This is a genomic window from Thalassotalea euphylliae (genome assembly GCF_042682785.1).
Classification (GTDB): domain Bacteria; phylum Pseudomonadota; class Gammaproteobacteria; order Enterobacterales; family Alteromonadaceae; genus Thalassotalea_F; species Thalassotalea_F euphylliae.
This window is the reverse complement of the sequence record NZ_JBHUIB010000001.1, coordinates 564,344-581,855: the sequence shown is the minus strand read 5'-3', so window position 1 is coordinate 581,855 and position 17,512 is coordinate 564,344. Positions and strand designations below refer to the sequence as shown.

At 41.1% G+C, this 17,512-nt stretch carries 15 protein-coding genes; 5 read left to right on the top strand and 10 right to left on the bottom strand.

Features of this window, described 5'->3' with window-relative positions:
• The first annotated feature begins 124 nt into the window (after positions 1-124).
• On the top strand, positions 125-1,702 hold the full coding sequence (locus ACFSJY_RS02615) for a DNA cytosine methyltransferase (protein WP_386030806.1): 1,578 nt from the start codon (positions 125-127) through the stop codon (positions 1,700-1,702).
• A 326-nt stretch (positions 1,703-2,028) separates the two neighbouring features.
• Here the strand turns inward: ACFSJY_RS02615 and ACFSJY_RS02610 are convergent, their stop codons facing one another.
• On the bottom strand, positions 2,029-2,451 hold the full coding sequence (locus ACFSJY_RS02610) for a hypothetical protein (protein WP_386030804.1): 423 nt from the start codon (positions 2,449-2,451) through the stop codon (positions 2,029-2,031).
• Between the two features lie 370 nt (positions 2,452-2,821).
• Here ACFSJY_RS02610 and ACFSJY_RS02605 point away from each other — a divergent pair, with 370 nt between their 5' ends.
• On the top strand, positions 2,822-3,373 hold the full coding sequence (locus tag ACFSJY_RS02605; RefSeq protein WP_386030802.1) for a hypothetical protein: 552 nt from the start codon (positions 2,822-2,824) through the stop codon (positions 3,371-3,373).
• Positions 3,374-3,389: 16 nt separating this feature from the next.
• On the opposite strand, the gene ACFSJY_RS02600 is transcribed toward ACFSJY_RS02605, so the two are convergent.
• Together ACFSJY_RS02600 and ACFSJY_RS02595 are read right to left on the bottom strand one after the other, a co-directional pair.
• Positions 3,390-3,821 (bottom strand): hypothetical protein, encoded by a 432-nt coding sequence (locus ACFSJY_RS02600; protein ID WP_386030800.1) that lies wholly within the window; start codon positions 3,819-3,821, stop codon positions 3,390-3,392.
• Between the two features lie 86 nt (positions 3,822-3,907).
• Positions 3,908-4,372, bottom strand: a complete 465-nt coding sequence (locus tag ACFSJY_RS02595; protein WP_386030798.1) for an EVE domain-containing protein — start codon at positions 4,370-4,372, stop codon at positions 3,908-3,910.
• A 117-nt stretch (positions 4,373-4,489) separates the two neighbouring features.
• Between ACFSJY_RS02595 and ACFSJY_RS02590 the strand changes: the two genes are divergently transcribed.
• The gene (locus ACFSJY_RS02590) at positions 4,490-6,463 is read left to right on the top strand and encodes a winged helix-turn-helix domain-containing protein (RefSeq protein ID WP_386030796.1); all 1,974 of its coding nucleotides are present in this window, start codon (positions 4,490-4,492) and stop codon (positions 6,461-6,463) included.
• Here the strand turns inward: ACFSJY_RS02590 and ACFSJY_RS02585 are convergent.
• From ACFSJY_RS02585 to mutS, 3 genes are all read right to left on the bottom strand, one after another.
• Positions 6,460-7,281, bottom strand: a complete 822-nt coding sequence (locus ACFSJY_RS02585; RefSeq protein WP_386030794.1) for a tetratricopeptide repeat protein — start codon at positions 7,279-7,281, stop codon at positions 6,460-6,462. The genes ACFSJY_RS02590 and ACFSJY_RS02585 overlap by 4 nt on opposite strands.
• A gap of 58 nt (positions 7,282-7,339) precedes the next feature.
• On the bottom strand, positions 7,340-8,137 hold the full coding sequence (locus tag ACFSJY_RS02580) for a tetratricopeptide repeat protein (RefSeq protein WP_386030792.1): 798 nt from the start codon (positions 8,135-8,137) through the stop codon (positions 7,340-7,342).
• Between the two features lie 158 nt (positions 8,138-8,295).
• Positions 8,296-10,860 carry a DNA mismatch repair protein MutS gene (gene mutS / locus ACFSJY_RS02575; protein WP_386030790.1) on the bottom strand — a complete coding sequence of 855 codons (2,565 nt, stop codon included), beginning with the start codon at positions 10,858-10,860 and terminating at the stop codon, positions 8,296-8,298.
• Between the two features lie 305 nt (positions 10,861-11,165).
• Between mutS and recA the strand changes: the two genes are divergently transcribed.
• Positions 11,166-12,197 carry a recombinase RecA gene (gene recA / locus ACFSJY_RS02570; protein WP_386030787.1) on the top strand — a complete coding sequence of 344 codons (1,032 nt, stop codon included), beginning with the start codon at positions 11,166-11,168 and terminating at the stop codon, positions 12,195-12,197.
• A 262-nt stretch (positions 12,198-12,459) separates the two neighbouring features.
• Positions 12,460-13,539 (top strand): hypothetical protein, encoded by a 1,080-nt coding sequence (locus ACFSJY_RS02565; protein ID WP_386030785.1) that lies wholly within the window; start codon positions 12,460-12,462, stop codon positions 13,537-13,539.
• Between the two features lie 97 nt (positions 13,540-13,636).
• Here the strand turns inward: ACFSJY_RS02565 and ACFSJY_RS02560 are convergent, their stop codons facing one another.
• From ACFSJY_RS02560 to ACFSJY_RS02545, 4 genes are all read right to left on the bottom strand, one after another.
• Positions 13,637-14,020 carry a hypothetical protein gene (locus ACFSJY_RS02560; protein ID WP_386030783.1) on the bottom strand — a complete coding sequence of 128 codons (384 nt, stop codon included), beginning with the start codon at positions 14,018-14,020 and terminating at the stop codon, positions 13,637-13,639.
• 102 nt (positions 14,021-14,122) lie between these two features.
• Positions 14,123-16,000 carry an Ig-like domain-containing protein gene (locus tag ACFSJY_RS02555; protein ID WP_386030781.1) on the bottom strand — a complete coding sequence of 626 codons (1,878 nt, stop codon included), beginning with the start codon at positions 15,998-16,000 and terminating at the stop codon, positions 14,123-14,125.
• 334 nt (positions 16,001-16,334) lie between these two features.
• Positions 16,335-16,904, bottom strand: a complete 570-nt coding sequence (gene dolP / locus ACFSJY_RS02550; RefSeq protein WP_386030779.1) for a division/outer membrane stress-associated lipid-binding lipoprotein — start codon at positions 16,902-16,904, stop codon at positions 16,335-16,337.
• Positions 16,905-16,906: 2 nt separating this feature from the next.
• On the bottom strand, positions 16,907-17,497 hold the full coding sequence (locus tag ACFSJY_RS02545) for a phosphoheptose isomerase (protein WP_386030777.1): 591 nt from the start codon (positions 17,495-17,497) through the stop codon (positions 16,907-16,909).
• Positions 17,498-17,512 lie beyond the last annotated feature (15 nt).

Genomic DNA, 17,512 nt, shown 5'->3' with positions numbered 1-17,512 from the left:
ATAGTGGTCAATCATTTGAGTTGATATACTTTGGAAAAATTTTAATTGATGACAACAGTCCTGGACTTTTCTCAGCAAAATAATTAAAATTGACGCCAACAATTAACACTAGGTTTTTACTGAATTGAATTATATAGAGTTATTTGCCGGATGCGGTGGTTTGTCTTTAGGCTTAGAGTCGATAGATGGGGCAAATATGATCATGGCGAATGAGTTGTCGCCTATGCCTGCGCAAACATTTGCTTATAATTTCTTTAATGAAGATTTAGAAGTCGATGGTTTAATACCTGAAAGAATTAAATGGTTATCTAGTCAATATTCAGTCTCGAATTTAAAGTTGAGATTGCGGGAAGACCCTAGAACTTACCCCGAGCTAAATAGCAGTAATCATCACACTGATATAGTTGATGACAACCTAAATGGTAAGTTAGTAGTTGCCAATATTATCCACTTAAATCAGTTTTTAAGATCTAACCCTGACATCACAGAACAATTGGCCAATGCTTATGGGCAAGGCTCATTAGACTTTGTGTCAGGTGGACCACCATGTCAAAGCTTTAGCATGGCGGGGCTTCGGAATAGAGATTGTGATAAGAACTCACTTCCTTGGGAGTTTGCGCAGTTTGTTAATCAGGTTCGGCCTAAATTTGCAATTTTAGAAAATGTTACTGGTATATTGCGAGCTTTCGAGCAGGATGGTGAAAAGTATCATGCATGGGTAGAGGTATCTAAAGCATTCAGTGAAATTGGTTATGTGCCATTATGCCTCCATGTTAACGCTCGTTTTGCAGGGGTTCCGCAGAATCGACCTCGATTCATTATGATTGCTGTTAGGCATGACATATACGAGCAATTAGCTCCAACCTTTAACGATGCAGAACAGCGATTATTTGAAAGTTCCCTAGAGTTTTTTCAATCGGTTCAAGACGGTAATAATCCTGGGATAGAGTTATTAAACTATCACGACGTAGTAAATGAAAGTGACCTAGAACTATTTACCAATTCGTTTTTAGCTAATGTTGTTATTGCTCCAGTCGAACACGTTACTGTTGCGGAAGCTATAGATGATTTGCGGTTTAATGGAGAACTCGCTGAGCCGTCAGAACATGTTCTAAACACTGCTGAAATTCTGGGGCATGGGAATTTAATCAATAGAGATGCCTTAACTAACCATGAAGAACGAGCTAATGGAGAGCTTGTTCAGCGCCGTTTTAGGCTATATCAAGTGATGCAACAGGTTGGAAATGGATTGGCTAAAGAAGTTCGTTCTGTATTAAGAGGGGCTTTAGGTATCATTAGTGATGAAGCTTGGAATGCTTTCCGTGAACATGATTATCTAATTGAAGATGGTACATATATTCAATTTGAGACGAAAAGAGAGTTTTTAGATTTTCTTTCACGCCACATGACCAAAAAGCAAACCCAGAAAGCGCTAGATGCACACTCACCTGCGCCAGCGGCGTTATCAATCCCCGATGATGCTTGCCATTACCACCATGATGAGTTACGGACATTGACTGTACGTGAAATGGCAAGAATACAGTCATTTCCTGATAGTTTTGTGTTTCGATCTAAAGTAACAACAGGAGGGCAGATGCGAAAGTTTGAAGTGCCTCAGTATACGCAGGTAGGTAATGCTGTACCGCCTCTGTTAGGAAGAGCCTTAGGGTTATCTATTCAAAACCTTTTAAACAGATTGTAGAAGCTTTTGATGTGCTTATTCTATGCGTGACATAATCAACGGATATGGATTGTTTTTAATCGATATCCGTCGCGTCATGAGGTTGTAACTTATTAATATCTATGTATATTTATGGATATTAAACGCCTTGCAAACAATTCAAAATCCGTTGCCTTTGCGGGCGTGACGGTTCAAGTCCGTCCTCCGGTACCATTATCTTATTTTTTCCAAAAATAAGATAAAACAAAACCAGCGAAATGCTGGTTTTTTTGTGCCTAAATTTTGATGACACATTAAAAAAGGCCAGCAAATGGCTGACCTTCTACAGTATTTCTTTGCTACTTTTCTTACGAGTTTTTCACTGCTTTAACAAAGCTTTCCACAGAAAGACCATTACATTTCAACGAATTTGATTTGTGGCCTACTGCGCGAACACCCTCGTTTACGGCTTTTAAACAAAGCTGGCTTTCTAGTGATTGGTTGCCCGGAACCACCTCTATTGCCTTGTTTGCAGTTGTTTCATCTGCTTTAAATGCGTCAGCAAATGATTTGATGTTTTCACCGTTACATTGTGTACTTTCAAAGCTACGCGCTTTAACGTCGTTTTTTACCGCGTAAGCCGTTGCCGCTTCTATACCTTTTTGTGCAGCGATAACACACAGGTTAGTTTCGACAGACGCATTTTTTGCGATGATTTGAACGTTTGATGAAGATGCTTGAGCGCTAGTCGCCGCGGCAACTAATACAAATGCACTTAGTACTTTTTTCATTACAACCTCTATATGAAAATGGATGGATGTGCAAAAATCGGCCGCAATTATAGGGCGAGAACACATGAAGTAAAGCAAGTTGTGTCTAAATAGTAACCAAAAACATGTTATTTAGTGCTTTACTGTAAACGTGAATGAACACCATTTTTGGTGCACTCTATACAAATTAGAACTTTTACTTTAATAATCAATAAGCTCAAGCAAAGGCGGGCTTTACAGTCAAACTAATGATCATGGCTAGGTGTTTGTAACTGATTTGTTAGTCTTTCATTGGGAGGAAGCGAGTAAAGTCACTCTTAGGCAATACATTCGGCAAAGCGCTTGTAGCTAACTTGAGCTTTTCAGAGTGAATATACGTAACTAATTTATTATGAGTAAACCGATGGAACACGACTTGATTGCCATAGAAACGTTGAATAAAGACAAACATCTTTATGCTGTTGCAGAGCTACCGCTAATTACTATTTATGATGACAACTGGTTTGTTCGTAATGACTATGATGTATTGTCGCCAGGGCAGAGAAAATACATGGTGGATTTCTTTGTGAAGAAGGGATTTAAACAGAAATCAGGACGTCTCTTAAATAAAGGCGATATTAATATCCATCTACCTAAACCTCAAAGACTACTGGCAATGTCTGGCTTTGAAGATGGCTACCTTAACTCATCCGGTCATGAGCTATATTGTGTGACACCAACCACATTTGCAGAGGCGTTGTTTCGGTTATATCAGGGCGATTTTCAATCGCAAATTGACGCAGTGAAATTGCTTATCGATAAATGTCCATACAATATCGAATGGTTGAGAGATATCAGTGCGTATTCACCCATTGAACAATCGACAATTGAAAGCTTCAACGTATTGATGGCCTACCAAAAAGCAGTCGTAGCGGAGAAGTTTAAAAACAAACGCGCATTGTAGTGGCATGTATAGTTACCTAATCAATAGCGTCAAATTGGTATTTATCGGCAAGCACGAGCAACCATTGGCGAATAAGTTGCTGCACGTTAGCTTGAACATTCGATCCTATCCACGTCCCTGCTTGCTCGATTGCTGCGTTTAGCTCGTCCGTAATCGTGATAAAAACATGCTGCTTTTGAGCAATATCACCTAGTTTTACAGCAGTACATTTGTCGGTATCAACGCTCCAGTCAGTTGAATCGAGTGCCCTAAATTTTTCATCAAATGTATGCTGTGAGATCAGGGTAAACTGGCAACGAATATTATAATCTTCATCTTCGAACCAATTAGCCTTCATCGTTTCAAAGTTTGCCCAAGCTTCAATGCGCTCCAAGATCTGCTTATTTAAGTCGAATTGCTCAGATACTTGCTCTTCGGCTGAAACGGTAATCGGTAATTTAATGGTCATAGGTATACTGTTTAGTCACTCAGTCGACAAGGCTGGATCCATCATAACCCTATAATCGATTTGTCACACCTTTAATTACTGACAGTTTACGCGCCTTTGATAGCATTTATCGCCAACCAATGCTTTTCATCCACCGGCTGAATAGAGAGTCTTCCGCCTTTTTGTACCATGACCATATCAGCCAGTTCTGGCATTTTTTTTAAGCGAGCCAATGGAATAATGTCGTTGAACTTTTCCACAAACTTAACGTTAACCGCGATCCACCTTGGATTTTCTGGTGTCGACTTCGGATCATAATACTTACTTTCAGGATTAAACTGGAAGGGATCTGGAAAAGCTGATTTTACAACTTCGGCAATACCGGCAATGCCGACATTTTTGCAGCTTGAATGGTAAATAAATACCTTGTCGCCAACTGCTACTTTGTCTCGTAAAAAGTTGCGCGCTTGGTAATTTCGAATACCTTCCCAGCACTCGCCTTCTTCATCTACTTTGGCTAAATCATCAATAGAAAATTCATCTGGTTCGGTTTTAAATAACCAATAGTTCATTTTTTATTTCCTTTAAATCAGAGGCATACAGGCGATATTAATAAATATCAATTTACCGAAACGGTTATCTAGTATAAAACTAGACGTAATGGACTGAAATAAGTAATCAAGGTAGTTATGTCACGTTACTTGCTTTCTTCAAACATTGTTTTTGAACCACAGCAAGCAAAACTATATGTTGGTGAGCAACAAGTAGAGCGCGCTTTGGACAACTTGGAGTTCAAAGTACTTTCGCACCTGATTGATAATCGAGAACACATCCTAAGTAAAGCCGAACTATTGTCGTTATGGCCGACAGCGGTCGTAATGGACCACTCACTTGCGCGAGTGTTATCTTCGCTCCGCAAAAAGCTCGATTGTGGCCAAGGGAAAAGCGTTATCAAGACAATTCCCAGACAAGGCTATCAATATATTGGACAGTACCAACCGGAAATAGTGGCGGCTTCGCGAGAAGAGGCTGTCGTAGTCGACAACTTTAATTACCTTACTTGGCTCGTTGCTATCGTTATTTTTTTATCAATTGTAGCTATTTTTTTCTTTCAAACTGACGAGCCAATGGAGCGCTTTTTAACGTCTACTGTGATTGACAAACAAACGCAGAAGCAAGATCTTGCTCCTCGTTATGATGGCCAGTTACTTGCTTACTCAGCGAGAGCGCTCTCCGAAGAGAATTGGCATTTGAAGGTGAAAAATATGGCATCTGGCAGGGCCAGCGTCTTCAAGTCAAAAAACGCCAATATCACGAACCCTATCTGGGTATCAAAAGAACAAGTCGTTGTTATCCAAGAAAGTACGAATACAGAAAAATGCGAACTTTCTATCGTGTCGTTAGGTGCTAAGTTGCAAGCGAATACCCTGAGAGAATGTCAGCAAGGAAAACGTATTCTAGATGTCGCCCTGTCAAGGGGACAACAATTGGTTGCCTTGGTTAGTGATGTCACCACTGGTGAACAATTTATTGAATTTATAGATATCTCCTCCGGTGAACGCAGTGATGTTTTGGCTCAATCGAGCTTGTCAGCTGCTTATCAACTCGCTTCGTCACCAAACGGCGCGCTCATTGCTGTTTTGTCCACAGAAGGGTGGAGTGGAACCAAAATCGAAATCTATGAAACCGATAACTTTACCCAGCCAGTTTGGCTAGGCTCACTGCCGCATTCTATTTATCAACTGACACTATCAGATAGCGAAATAAGTTACTTCAATGAGTTTGGTAACCTTGTATCAGTCTCTTTGCAAAGTGACCAAACCCTACCCATTAATGTCGCATTTACATCCGCAGTCTATCAACCTGTGATATTCGAGAATGGTTACTTCGTGTTAGAGGGGCAGTATGGTGCCTCAACGTTATATAGCCACAGTGAATCAGCGACCGTGCCTATATTGACCATCCAAGACGGTAATGCGGAGCTTATGAAGTCATTCGGTGATAAGAGCTGGCTCTATGTGTCGGCCGAGTCGGGCTTGTCTCAATTATGGTTATTTGATGGAAACACGCATCGGCAACTGACTTATTTTAGCGACAACCTTTCTATTAGTGATTTTTCTGTTTCTACATCAATGCAGTCAATAGCGTTAACCATATCAGGCGATGTGAGCGTGTTTTCTTTGAATGAATCTGGCCAATACATCAAACATCACGTAATTAAGAATGCTGAATCCCCCGTATTCTTTGGCGAGCAGTTGTGGCTGCTGGTATACGAGGACGGGCAGCCGCTATATCAGGTGGCAGATATTGGCAAACAGGCTTCCAGCAAAAGGGTTATCGGTGTAAATAGCATGCAGGTATCCAATGGCGAACTTTATTTTACTTATGAGAAAGAAAATGGTCTTTGGCGAATGTCTAAAAGTGGTGAACCTGAGCTCGTGACTGATATCGATTTGTTCAATATGCAGTGGCAAGTTGTTAGTGACAAATTACTCACTCTAGACTTGGGTTTGCTGAGTCGCTATGACCTGACCACGCGTCAGTTGATAACTGAGGAACAAACACCATGTGTTTACCTCGTCAACGCTCCTCAGGTAGATTGTGTCTATCTTGAAAGGCAAGCTGTTGCCAACCGTATCATTCGCTTAACAAAACTCGATTAGTTGATTGTTAAGAAAGGGAAGTCGTTTAGACCATCTATTCCCCAAGTGACATAACAACCCATGCTGTCCTGACATGACTTTGTTGGTAATCGTGAGCCTAATGATTTTGCGGGTTTTCTAAACGATATAATCTGCTGATCTAAAGCAGCCTTTAAAGGCATTGAAGTCACGGTAATTACTTCAACTTCGTCGCTAGGCCATTCGCTAATATTATTTTGTTTTGCTAATGGGGTCTTAGTTAACGCTTTATGCAATAGTGGAAACTTATCTGGCGTAATCTCTTCTCGCTCTTGAATATAGTCGATAACTGTAGGCATATCGTGATGACGTTGCTCGTAAGCTTTCGCTAGATATATGTCGGCTTTTTCCTGATTAAATGCACCAAAGTCTTTGTTGTAGTAGGTAATACCGAGTAAAAAGGTCGCACTGCGATAATGTCGAAACGCTGACTTTTCTAAGTAGCGAAGTCCTTTGTTTAAGTCTTGATGCTCCTTATCGCTGAGATAGAAAAGCCCCAATTTATAGAGTGCGGCTAAATTACCTAAACGGGCAGAGCGTTTAAGGTAATAGAAGGCTTTCTCTATATCTGGCTCAGTTCCGTAACCAAAATAGTAAAACTGACCTAGCGTAGCCATTGCATCAGCACTGCCGCGGTTCGCACCCGTTTTAAACTTTTTAAAATAGGTGACGCACTCTTCTGTGTCGCATGGTTCAATTTTTGCCGCAAACGCCGCGCTGCTTGCCGATATCGCGGCGGCTATTAATACTAAGCGACACAAAAGCTTCATGATGATGTCCTTCATCCAATATACGAGCATACTTACCTATCCTCGTATATTTGATCATCAATGTCAGTTAATAAATCTTAATATTAGTTTATTTGCTGGCAAAATTAACCATATCTTCAATATCTTGGAGGTTATCTGCGCTCTGACAGTTGGGGAGCAATCGACAAGGAAGCGAAGGTAATCTGCTCCCTGTTGTTTTTGCAGGTCGACGAAATGCTAGTGCTTGATCATCCAGTATTTCAGTGAGCGGTGGCGAAACAACGGTTATCACTTCGATATCGTCATGTGCCCATTTGCTCTTGTTGTTATCGGTTTTGACTAAAGGATAGTAATCCATAGAGTTGTATAGTCTTGGGTAGTTAGACGTTGAAATCTTTTCTTTTGCAGCGATCATATCAACAACTGCTGGTATTTTTTGATGCCTATTTTGGTAAGCTTTCGAGAGATACTTATCGGCTTTTTCTTTATCTGTTGCGCCAAATTCATCACTAAGATAAGCGATAGCCAATAAAAATGTAGATTCTTCATGGCCATGGAAAGAGGCTTTTTCTAAATGCTTCAGTCCACGTGGTAAGTCTTTATCTGGATTATCGCCAAGATAGTACAAGCCTAGTCGGTACATTGCGGCAACATTGCCGAGGCGTGCAGCTTTCTTGAAGAGTCCTACTGCTTTTTCATGGTCAACATTTGTGCCATAGCCAAAGTAATAAAATTGCCCCAACGTCGCCATCGCTTGTGCGTTTCCGCGCTTAGCACCGACAACAAACTTGTCGAAATAGGCGACACAGCTTTCAGTATCGCAACGGGTTAGTTGTCCTGATGTTGCACTAAAAGACAAAGTACTTAGCAATGCTATAACAGCAACTGATATTATTCGTAAGGCCATTCGCTTCCCCTTGATTACGTAAACGCTATGTAGTTAACAATAGTGTATGGATGCTTAGAGCACCTCAATGAGTTACGTAACCAAGTGTGTAATGGACTCGCTACATTGTCAGTTAATAAAACTTAATATATGAAAAGCGCTGATAAATATGGCCTCTGCTACACTGTGCCTTTTAACTGATACAACAAATCTAACGCCATTTTTGGTGTTAAGTTGTCGACATCTATCGTTTTCAATTCAGCCACAGCTGGATGTTCAGTGTCCATAAGTGCTAGTTGCTCAAATGCTTGTGGCTTAGTTGCAACCGTTGGTGCTTGCTGAGTCTCTAGCTCGCTTAATCTTTGCTTTGCACGATTAATCACATGCTTAGGAATACCTGCTAATTGCGCGACTTGTAAGCCGAAAGACTTGCTCGCCGCACCTTCTTGGACAGCATGCATGAAGATAATGTTGTCGTCATGTTCAACGGCATCTAAATGCACATTCGCCAGTGTACTAATTTGCTCAGCAAGTAGTGTTAATTCAAAGTAATGGCTGGCAAATAAGGTAAAGGCTTTAGTTTTAAGGGCAAGCATTTCAGCTACCGCCCAAGCCAATGACAGGCCATCGTATGTACTTGTGCCACGACCAATCTCATCAAGCAGCACTAAACTTCGGTCAGTGGCATTATGGAGAATATTAGCGGTCTCAGTCATTTCAACCATAAAGGTAGAACGCCCGCTGGCTAAGTCATCAGAAGCGCCAATTCGGGTGAAAATTCTATCTACTAAACCAATGTCTGCTTGTGTTGCAGGCACAAAACAGCCTACGTGCGCCAATAGCACAATAAGTGCGGTTTGACGCATGTAAGTCGACTTACCACCCATATTAGGGCCTGTGATGATAAGCATTTCGCGACTGCTATCTAGCACGACAGGGTTAGCAATAAACGCATCGGTTGTCATTTGTTCGACCACAGGGTGACGTCCTTGCTCGATACTAATACCTTTGTCTTGAAGCAGGTTAGGTTTAACGTAATTCAATGCTTCTGCACGCTCGGCAAAGGTGTTGAGTACATCAAGCTGTGCAATAGCATCAGCCATGGTTTGCAGCTCAGGCAAGTGAGGCATTACCAAATCAAACAGTTCATCGTAAAGGCGTTTTTCTAGTGCTAAAAAGCGGCTTTGGGCGGTAAGAACTGTTTCTTCATGCGCCTTTAACTCTTCGGTAATGTAGCGCTCATTATTTTTCAGGGTTTGTCTGCGGATATACTCATCAGGTACTTGAGAAGACGATGCTTTACTGACTTCAATAAAGAAACCGTGCACTTTGTTATATCCCACTTTCAGTGTTTGAATACCTGTGCGCTCTTTTTCACGTTCTTCTATTTCGTTTAAGAAGTTTGTTGCTCCTTGGCTAAGGTCGCGCAGTGTATCTAGTTCACTGTGGTAACCTGGCGCAATGACACCACCATCGCGAATCAATGCAGGAGGGTTGTCGATAATGGCGCGTGACAACAAGTCCGCCATATCAGGCATCGGTTTGGCTTCGCTCGCAAGTTGGTTTAGCGCATCAGAATTGCCTGATTGCAAAATGTCTTGTAGCTCTGGTAATTGATGTAACGCATTGCGTAAACGAGCAAAGTCACGGGGTCTAGCCGAACGCAACGCGATTCGAGCCACAATACGTTCAATATCGCCAATCAACTTTAATGTATCTTTTAATTCACCATAAAGTTCCTGATCGAGAATACTACTAATGGCATTTTGGCGATAATTAAGTACGCTTAAATCGCGTAACGGGAAATGTAACCAGCGCTTTAATAGGCGAGACCCCATTGCTGTTGCTGATTTATCAAGTACTGACGCTAAGGTGTTTTCTGCGCCGCCTTGAAGGTTTTGCGTTAACTCTAAATTACGACGCGTTGCCGCATCAAGCACAACACCCGTTTGTGCAGACTCTGCGACAATTGAACGGATATGCGGCAATGCCGTGCGCTGACTGTCATGCACATAACTGAGCAAACATCCTGCTGCCGTTAGTCCTTTGGTGTATTCGTCAACACCAAAACCTGTTAATTCTTTTGTTCTAAACTGCTTATTAAGTATCGATTTAGCGGTTTCTAAATCGTATTCCCACTCAGGGCGGCGACGCAAGCCTTTGTAGTTATCCAACATATCAGGCTTGCAAAAGTGCTCTGGGTATAACAGTTCTGCTGGTGACAATCGTTGCAATTCAGCTTGTAGTTGCTCTTCTGTGCGCGGCTCGGTTAATACAAAACGACCACTTGTCATATCCAAGTATGCTAAACCAAAACCTGCACTCGATTCAGACACTGCGACAATAAGGTTGTCTTGACGTTCTGTTAGCAACGCCTCATCACTTACCGTACCAGGCGTGACAATTTTTACCACTTTGCGTTCTACGGGGCCTTTGCTGGTAGCAGGGTCACCCACCTGTTCACAAATAGCGACTGATTCCCCAAGTTGTACAAGTTTCGCTAAGTATGTTTCAACAGCATGATAGGGGACACCGGCCATGGGTATAGCGTTGCCGCCTGACTTTCCGCGTGCAGTCAGTGATATATCTAATAAATCTGCCGCACGTTTGGCGTCATCATAAAACAACTCATAAAAATCACCCATGCGATAGAACAATAGGATATGTGGAAATTCCGCTTTAATGGTGAGGTATTGACGCATCATTGGCGTGTGAGACGCATGATCGGGACTGGCTGGTGTCATAGCTGGAAATTATTATTGTTGAAACAAAAATCAATGCGGCATTATGTCAAAAATCGCCATTGAAAGCTGTAAAAAATTTACTGTAAAAGTACTGAGTAAATTACTGGATAAATGCTGTTTTTTGCCCTCGAAAAGAAAATAGTTAAAAATACATTTGGTAAAAATGCATATCAAAAACAAAAGGTTAAAGGTTAAAAAAGATTTTAATAAGTAATAATTGAAAAAAATACTTGATACTGTATGAATGGACAGTATACTTGTTTCCAACTTAACAAGATTAGTCAAACAGTTTCTCGGAGCGATAAATGGACCAGAATAAAGAAAAAGCACTCTCTGCTGCATTAAGCCAAATTGAACGTCAGTTCGGTAAAGGCTCAATCATGAAGTTAGGTGAAAACCGCAGCATGGACGTTGAAACTATTTCAACAGGCTCTTTGGGCTTAGATATCGCACTAGGTGCGGGCGGCTTACCAATGGGTCGTGTGGTTGAAATCTACGGTCCTGAATCAAGTGGTAAAACAACGTTAACATTAGAAGTTATTGCTGAAGCACAGCGTAACGGTAAGGTATGTGCGTTCGTTGATGCTGAACACGCGCTTGACCCAATTTACGCAGAAAAGCTAGGTGTAAATATTAATGAGTTACTTGTATCTCAACCAGATACAGGTGAACAAGCACTAGAAATCTGTGACATGCTAACGCGCTCTGGTGCGGTTGACGTTATCGTAGTTGACTCGGTAGCTGCATTAACGCCGAAAGCGGAAATTGAAGGTGACATGGGTGATTCACACATGGGTCTTCAAGCACGTATGCTTTCACAAGCAATGCGTAAGCTTACGGCTAACTTGAAGCAATCAAATACTATGATGATCTTCATTAACCAAATCCGTATGAAAATTGGTGTTATGTTTGGTAACCCTGAAACCACAACAGGTGGTAACGCACTTAAATTCTACGCGTCAGTACGTTTAGACATCCGCCGTATCGGTGCTGTTAAAAACGGTGATGAAATTGTCGGTAACGAAACACGCGTTAAAGTGGTTAAAAACAAAATCGCACCACCGTTTAAGCAAGTGGAATTCCAAATCCTTTACGGTGAAGGTATTAACAACTACGGTGAGCTTATTGACCTTGGTGTTCAAAACAAAATGGTTGAAAAAGCAGGTGCATGGTACAGCTACAACGGCGACCGTATTGGTCAAGGTAAGGCAAATGCTACCAAGTACATGAAAGAGCACCCAGAAGTGGCTAAAGAAATTGAAGGTCGCATCCGTGAAATTTACTTGTCTGCACCAGTCGCTGCATCTGAAGAAGAAGCTGAGCCGGTAGCTGAATAAGCCACGTTTTTAGAAGAGTCCCGCTTTATGCGGGATTTTTTTGTCTTTCATTCGGTAAATGTTTATAAATTGAAACAAATTATTGCTAAAACAACTAAACATTTAGACTAATATTCTTTATTATTCGGCGACTTTATCTAACCGCACAAACAAAAAATATAAAGGTTGGACCGCAGAAAGTTACAATTATGTTTATGATAGGCGCTTTACGATTATTCGATGCAAAGACGTGTCGAACAATTGCTGAATTCCAAAGGAACGCATGAAAAAATTACTTGCAATAGCATTAAGTGTAGTGATGCTCACAGGATGTGACTCGTTAATGCTCTCAATGAAAGAAGATAGCTATAAAAAGGCGGTAGAAGCTGGTCAGTTATCTGAACAAATTCAATTGGTTGATGAACTTTATCAGTACTCTCCTGAGAAATACGCATCAGCACTCGATGAAAAAGAATACTTACTTCCTACGTTACAGCGTTTGATGGCCGACCCACGAGATCTGTCGGGCATTGCTGATGATACGTTGCAACGCGCTATTGCTTTTGCACCTAACTACGAACCATTGTCATATGCAAAACGCTACTTGGCAGATCGTCAAAAAGTAAAAGCGACGATTGAAGAGAGTGAGAAGGCCGCAAAAGCTGTTAAAGCTAGCCTTGACCAAAAGCTAGCAACCATGCCAAAGCACATAGAAACGTATCAAACGACGTTATCGTTCAAAGGTATTGAGCCTTACTTTTTAACCTCTAATTATGCACGTCAACTGGTGGCTAAAAACTCTCGCACAGCGTTTAGTGGTTATCATTTAGAGTCGATTGTACGTGAGCTGACTGATCTGTTTATCGCGAATCAAGCTAAATATGATGCAATGGCTCAACTCGACAGAAAACAGCTATCTACATTATCGGATACAGAGCGCCAGTTTATTAAAGAGAACGGCGATATTCAGCGTATGTTGCTATGGCTATATAAAAAGCAGTTAACCCATAGTTACTTTAGTGCAACTGAGTCAAATGATTACTTGCAGTCACTATTGAACAGCAAATATGGTCGTGAGCGTTTGGATGACGTATGGATTCGCTTAGTTGAACCAGCAGCAAAGAAAGCGGTGATGCAAGCGAAGAAAAGCTACTTACTTTCTCTAGACCTTATTGCCGCGAAAATTGACAAAACGGCAGGAGACAAACCTCGCCTAAAGAAAATTTACAGCGAGACCCTAGCGCTAGATAAAACACTTCTGTCGCTAATGTGGCCACCAAACGGTTTAGATAACTTTAAAGCGACGTCAAAAGAAGCGCGTATCGAGCTTCAGCAGCAAATAAAGCGCATTCAGCAGCTTTAAAAATTACTTACCTTTCTAAATACAAAACAGCCAAGCTTCGAGAGAGCTTGGCTTTTTTTATGCCAGTAGACGACCTATTGTCGTCCATAGTCTCTTGTTAGGTTTTGACTGCCCTAAACCATTCATTTGCAGTGCTGGTGTATAACAAAACTACCACTAAAATGCTGGCAGAGTTATTAATCAGTAAAATTAGCTGACTAATTTCAATTGATAGCGATGGAGATGGACCAAAAAACAGCACAGTTGCTAGTGACAGAAGAGTAACAACAGCATTCGTGTGCCTAGCCCAATTTTTACCAATTTTAATAGCGTATCCCAAACCAACAAGCAGACCATAAATTGCTAGCCAATTTAGGATAACGCTTAAAAAAGGTGGCCTAGGATCAGCGGCAAGATAATTTGGAATGGCTCCCAAAAGGCTTATAGCGACAGCAATGAAATAAATATATATGGCAAATTTTATTGATTTGGGTTGTTCCATGTTTTAAAACCTAACGCTTTGCTAAGCGGCAATAAAATAGCTGGCTAAAATTAACGAGGAACGAGCAAAAGCCAGCTATTTATTGTCCGTTTAAGCAACTTGTTAGGACATCATTCGAATCGCCTTTATCCGAAAACTCAAAGAGACAAATATAAGTAGAATTAGCCAGAAATTCATAGCTCCTCCGCCTGAAGATTGTTTTACTTCTGGCTCTGGTAAAATGATTTGCTCTTTGATTTGTATTTTTATCGTAGCTTCATTTGAAGTAGCACCGTCATTGTCTTTCACTGTATACGTAATCGTATCTTCGGCAGCTGAACTTCCTGTATGTGAATATTCAATAACTCCTTGAGAATTAATAGTAAAAGTACCATGTGTAGGTTCTTGAATTACTGCTATAGAATCAACTATTATTTGGCCGTCGCTATCTTCATCATTATTTAGTGGTGTTAATTGCACAACCCCACCAATCAACACTTCAAAATTATCATCGGTGATTACAGGTGAGCTATTGTTAGCCAATACTCTCACATTTACACTATCAATGGCTTTGTACCCTTCATCATCTGTCACCAATAGCGACACTTGTACTTCGTTACTTTCAGCTTTATCTGGTAATGATGGTGCGATGAAATTAGCGCGTGATTCATCAGAGTTATTTATAGTCACTGTTTCATCTGCTGTAGTCCAATTATAAATGACTATACTACCTAAAGGATCGAAAGAATCAGATCCATTGAGGTTAACGATTTCGTGTTCATATACTTCGATATCAACACCTGCATTTGCATCAGGAACACTTTCATGTACCGCATTTACGGCAACTTCACCAGACAACATAGGCGCTGACAATCCTTCACAGTGCTGCTCAAAGCTTGCTTTGAACTCTTTAGGCTGATCGTTTTCCCAAACTAATTTGGTGACATTAAAGCGGCCGTAGTTTCTATTACACCCTCTACCGTTACCTGAGATAGTTAAACCTGCGGTACCTGCGTCTTGAAAGGGAAACCTTTCTGCGTAGTCATACTCTCCAACTTGCAATTGTACTTCGTCAGGAGCAGCAAAATCAGCTGACCAATTTGCACTGCCAGATATTCTAACGGAGACACCGTTATCATAATTTTTCGACATTGTAATTGAGCTTGTTGAAAGGTCATAAAACCAATCTTGACCAGCGCCAATATAGTCTCCAGCTTCGCTATCCATAGTAAAATATGTGCGAGGATCACTTTTACTATTAACATTAATGGAATGTTCAATAGATTCAGATTGACCCAACTCATCATTTACTGTTAGCTTTAAAACAATATCTTCTCCGCCAAGCTCAACGCCATTTAACACCTCTACCTCGGTACTTTCGTTAACAGCGTTAGCTATGTTGATTTCTGGACCACTTATCTGCTCCCAAAAGTAACTTTCAATTTCGCTTACTTTAGATAAGGATTTTGTGCCTGTTACTACAAAGCTATTTCCTTCGATTACTGTAAATGAATTACTTGAGATAATAGGAAATGGGAGTGGGTATGGTGTTTGAACATCAGAATTTATGCGTATACTACCCGAAAGCTTTGCTGAATTAGAGTCGCAATATTGAATAAAGTCCATTGCTAAAATTTGAGTTTCACCGCTGTAATCTAATTCATAAATATAAAACTCACCTGAAATTCTATTACAACCTCTACCTGAAGACCCTACTGCCATCCCAGGGTTTAAAGGCCCTCTAAAAGGTGCTCTTTCAGCCGATAAATAAGCACCTCGTTCTAATTCTCGGTCATTAGGAGGGACAAATAAAAAGCTAAACCCACTTGAATGGTTTATTGATATCTGACTTTTTCCAACGGATATACTAAAATCACCAGTTAATTCATGTTCTTGCCCATACCCTATCCAATCTCCTTGATCACTTTGTAAAGAAATATATGAGTCTGCGTGAGCAAAACCTACAGCGAACATGAACATGAGTGTTAATAACTTTTTCAAAAATAACTCCTTTGTATAATTTTGTTGTCCTAACATGTTTATAGCTAGCAAATCGCGCGTTTTTCTACCGTGCTGTCGCTCACTTTTCTGAATGATATATTTTTAACAAACCCGTTAACCTATTGCCAGTGTTATTAAAAATTGTAATCGCTAGCTTTTATCTAAGAATAAAAACGCGCGATTGGGTCGTTTTCTTGACTATAGGTGCAATTCATTTCAACTGAACATAAAATCAGCATGAGATAAAGATTATTAAATGTACGTTTGTCTATTCAAACGGACATAAAAAACGCCGCAATTAGCGACGTTTTTCGAGTAAACAACTCAGGGTAGATTACAGGTATTCGAATGCTTTAATCACACGGTTAACACCGCCAACGTTACGTGCAATATCTACCGCTTCTTGTGCTTCGTCACGGGTGACAAGTCCCATCAAAAATACCTCGCCGTTTTCAGTAACGACTTTGATATTGGTGGCGTCTAAGTTGTCGCTGCCAAACAGGGCAGTTTTTACTTTTGACGTAAGCCATACATCGTTGCTTTTCGTGCCAATAGACACTGAGTTACCTAAGCGAATTTGGTTATGAATTTGCTCAACACCCGGTACCGCTTTCACGATTTTCATTGCTTCATCGCGTAGGTAGCTGTTCGGCGCTTGGCCTACAATCAGCACAGAACCATTCATTGCGGTAATTTGTAGATTAGTGTTGTCAGAAATGCCTTCGTGCTCAGCAAGTTTTGCATAAGCATCGAGTTCAATTTTTTGATCGTCGATTTGTGCACCTACGGTGCGTTTGTCTGACGCTACGCTGGCGCCACCAACAACACCAACTACTGCAGCAGCAACACAGCCTTGTAATACCGTTACTGTTGCTGCAATGGCAGCAAGCTTAACTAACTTCACGCTTATTCCTCCGATTGTGGGAATAATGTGGTGTCTATAATTTCACACAAGCAGTGAATCACTAATAAATGCACTTCTTGAATGCGCGCTGTACGCGGTGATGGAACACGAATTTCAACGTCGTTCTCACCAAGTAGACCTGCAATGTCACCACCATCACGACCTGTTAAGGCAATAATTGGCATATCGCGCGCTACAGCAGCCTCAATGGCTTTAATCACGTTTGCTGAGTTACCACTGGTTGAAATAGCCAAGAGTACGTCGCCTTCATTGCCTAGTGCGCGAACTTGCTTCGAGAACACTTCATCGTAGTGGTAGTCGTTAGCAATAGACGTTAGTGTTGAGCTGTCAGTGGTTAATGCGATTGCTGGTAGGCTAGGGCGCTCTGTTTCGTAACGGTTTAATAACTCTGAAGAGAAGTGTTGTGCATCACCTGCTGAACCACCGTTACCACAACTTAGGATTTTTTTACCGTTAAGAAGTGCTTGTACCATCACCATGCCCGCTTGTTCAATTGGGCCAGCTAACGCTTCACTTGCTGCGATTTTGGTTTGAATACTTTCGGTAAAATTACTTTTAATCCGCTCTAACATAAGAGAAAAAACTCC

Coding starts and splice junctions, on each gene's coding strand:
- mutS (WP_386030790.1), bottom strand. CDS start 10,860: ATGACACCAGCCAGTCCCGATCATGCGTCTCACACGCCAATGATGCGT.
- ACFSJY_RS02580 (WP_386030792.1), bottom strand. CDS start 8,137: ATGGCCTTACGAATAATATCAGTTGCTGTTATAGCATTGCTAAGTACT.
- ACFSJY_RS02610 (WP_386030804.1), bottom strand. CDS start 2,451: ATGAAAAAAGTACTAAGTGCATTTGTATTAGTTGCCGCGGCGACTAGC.
- ACFSJY_RS02545 (WP_386030777.1), bottom strand. CDS start 17,497: ATGTTAGAGCGGATTAAAAGTAATTTTACCGAAAGTATTCAAACCAAA.
- ACFSJY_RS02565 (WP_386030785.1), top strand. CDS start 12,460: ATGAAAAAATTACTTGCAATAGCATTAAGTGTAGTGATGCTCACAGGA.
- recA (WP_386030787.1), top strand. CDS start 11,166: ATGGACCAGAATAAAGAAAAAGCACTCTCTGCTGCATTAAGCCAAATT.
- ACFSJY_RS02600 (WP_386030800.1), bottom strand. CDS start 3,821: ATGACCATTAAATTACCGATTACCGTTTCAGCCGAAGAGCAAGTATCT.
- ACFSJY_RS02590 (WP_386030796.1), top strand. CDS start 4,490: ATGTCACGTTACTTGCTTTCTTCAAACATTGTTTTTGAACCACAGCAA.
- ACFSJY_RS02605 (WP_386030802.1), top strand. CDS start 2,822: ATGAGTAAACCGATGGAACACGACTTGATTGCCATAGAAACGTTGAAT.
- ACFSJY_RS02595 (WP_386030798.1), bottom strand. CDS start 4,372: ATGAACTATTGGTTATTTAAAACCGAACCAGATGAATTTTCTATTGAT.
- ACFSJY_RS02585 (WP_386030794.1), bottom strand. CDS start 7,281: ATGCTCGTATATTGGATGAAGGACATCATCATGAAGCTTTTGTGTCGC.
- ACFSJY_RS02560 (WP_386030783.1), bottom strand. CDS start 14,020: ATGGAACAACCCAAATCAATAAAATTTGCCATATATATTTATTTCATT.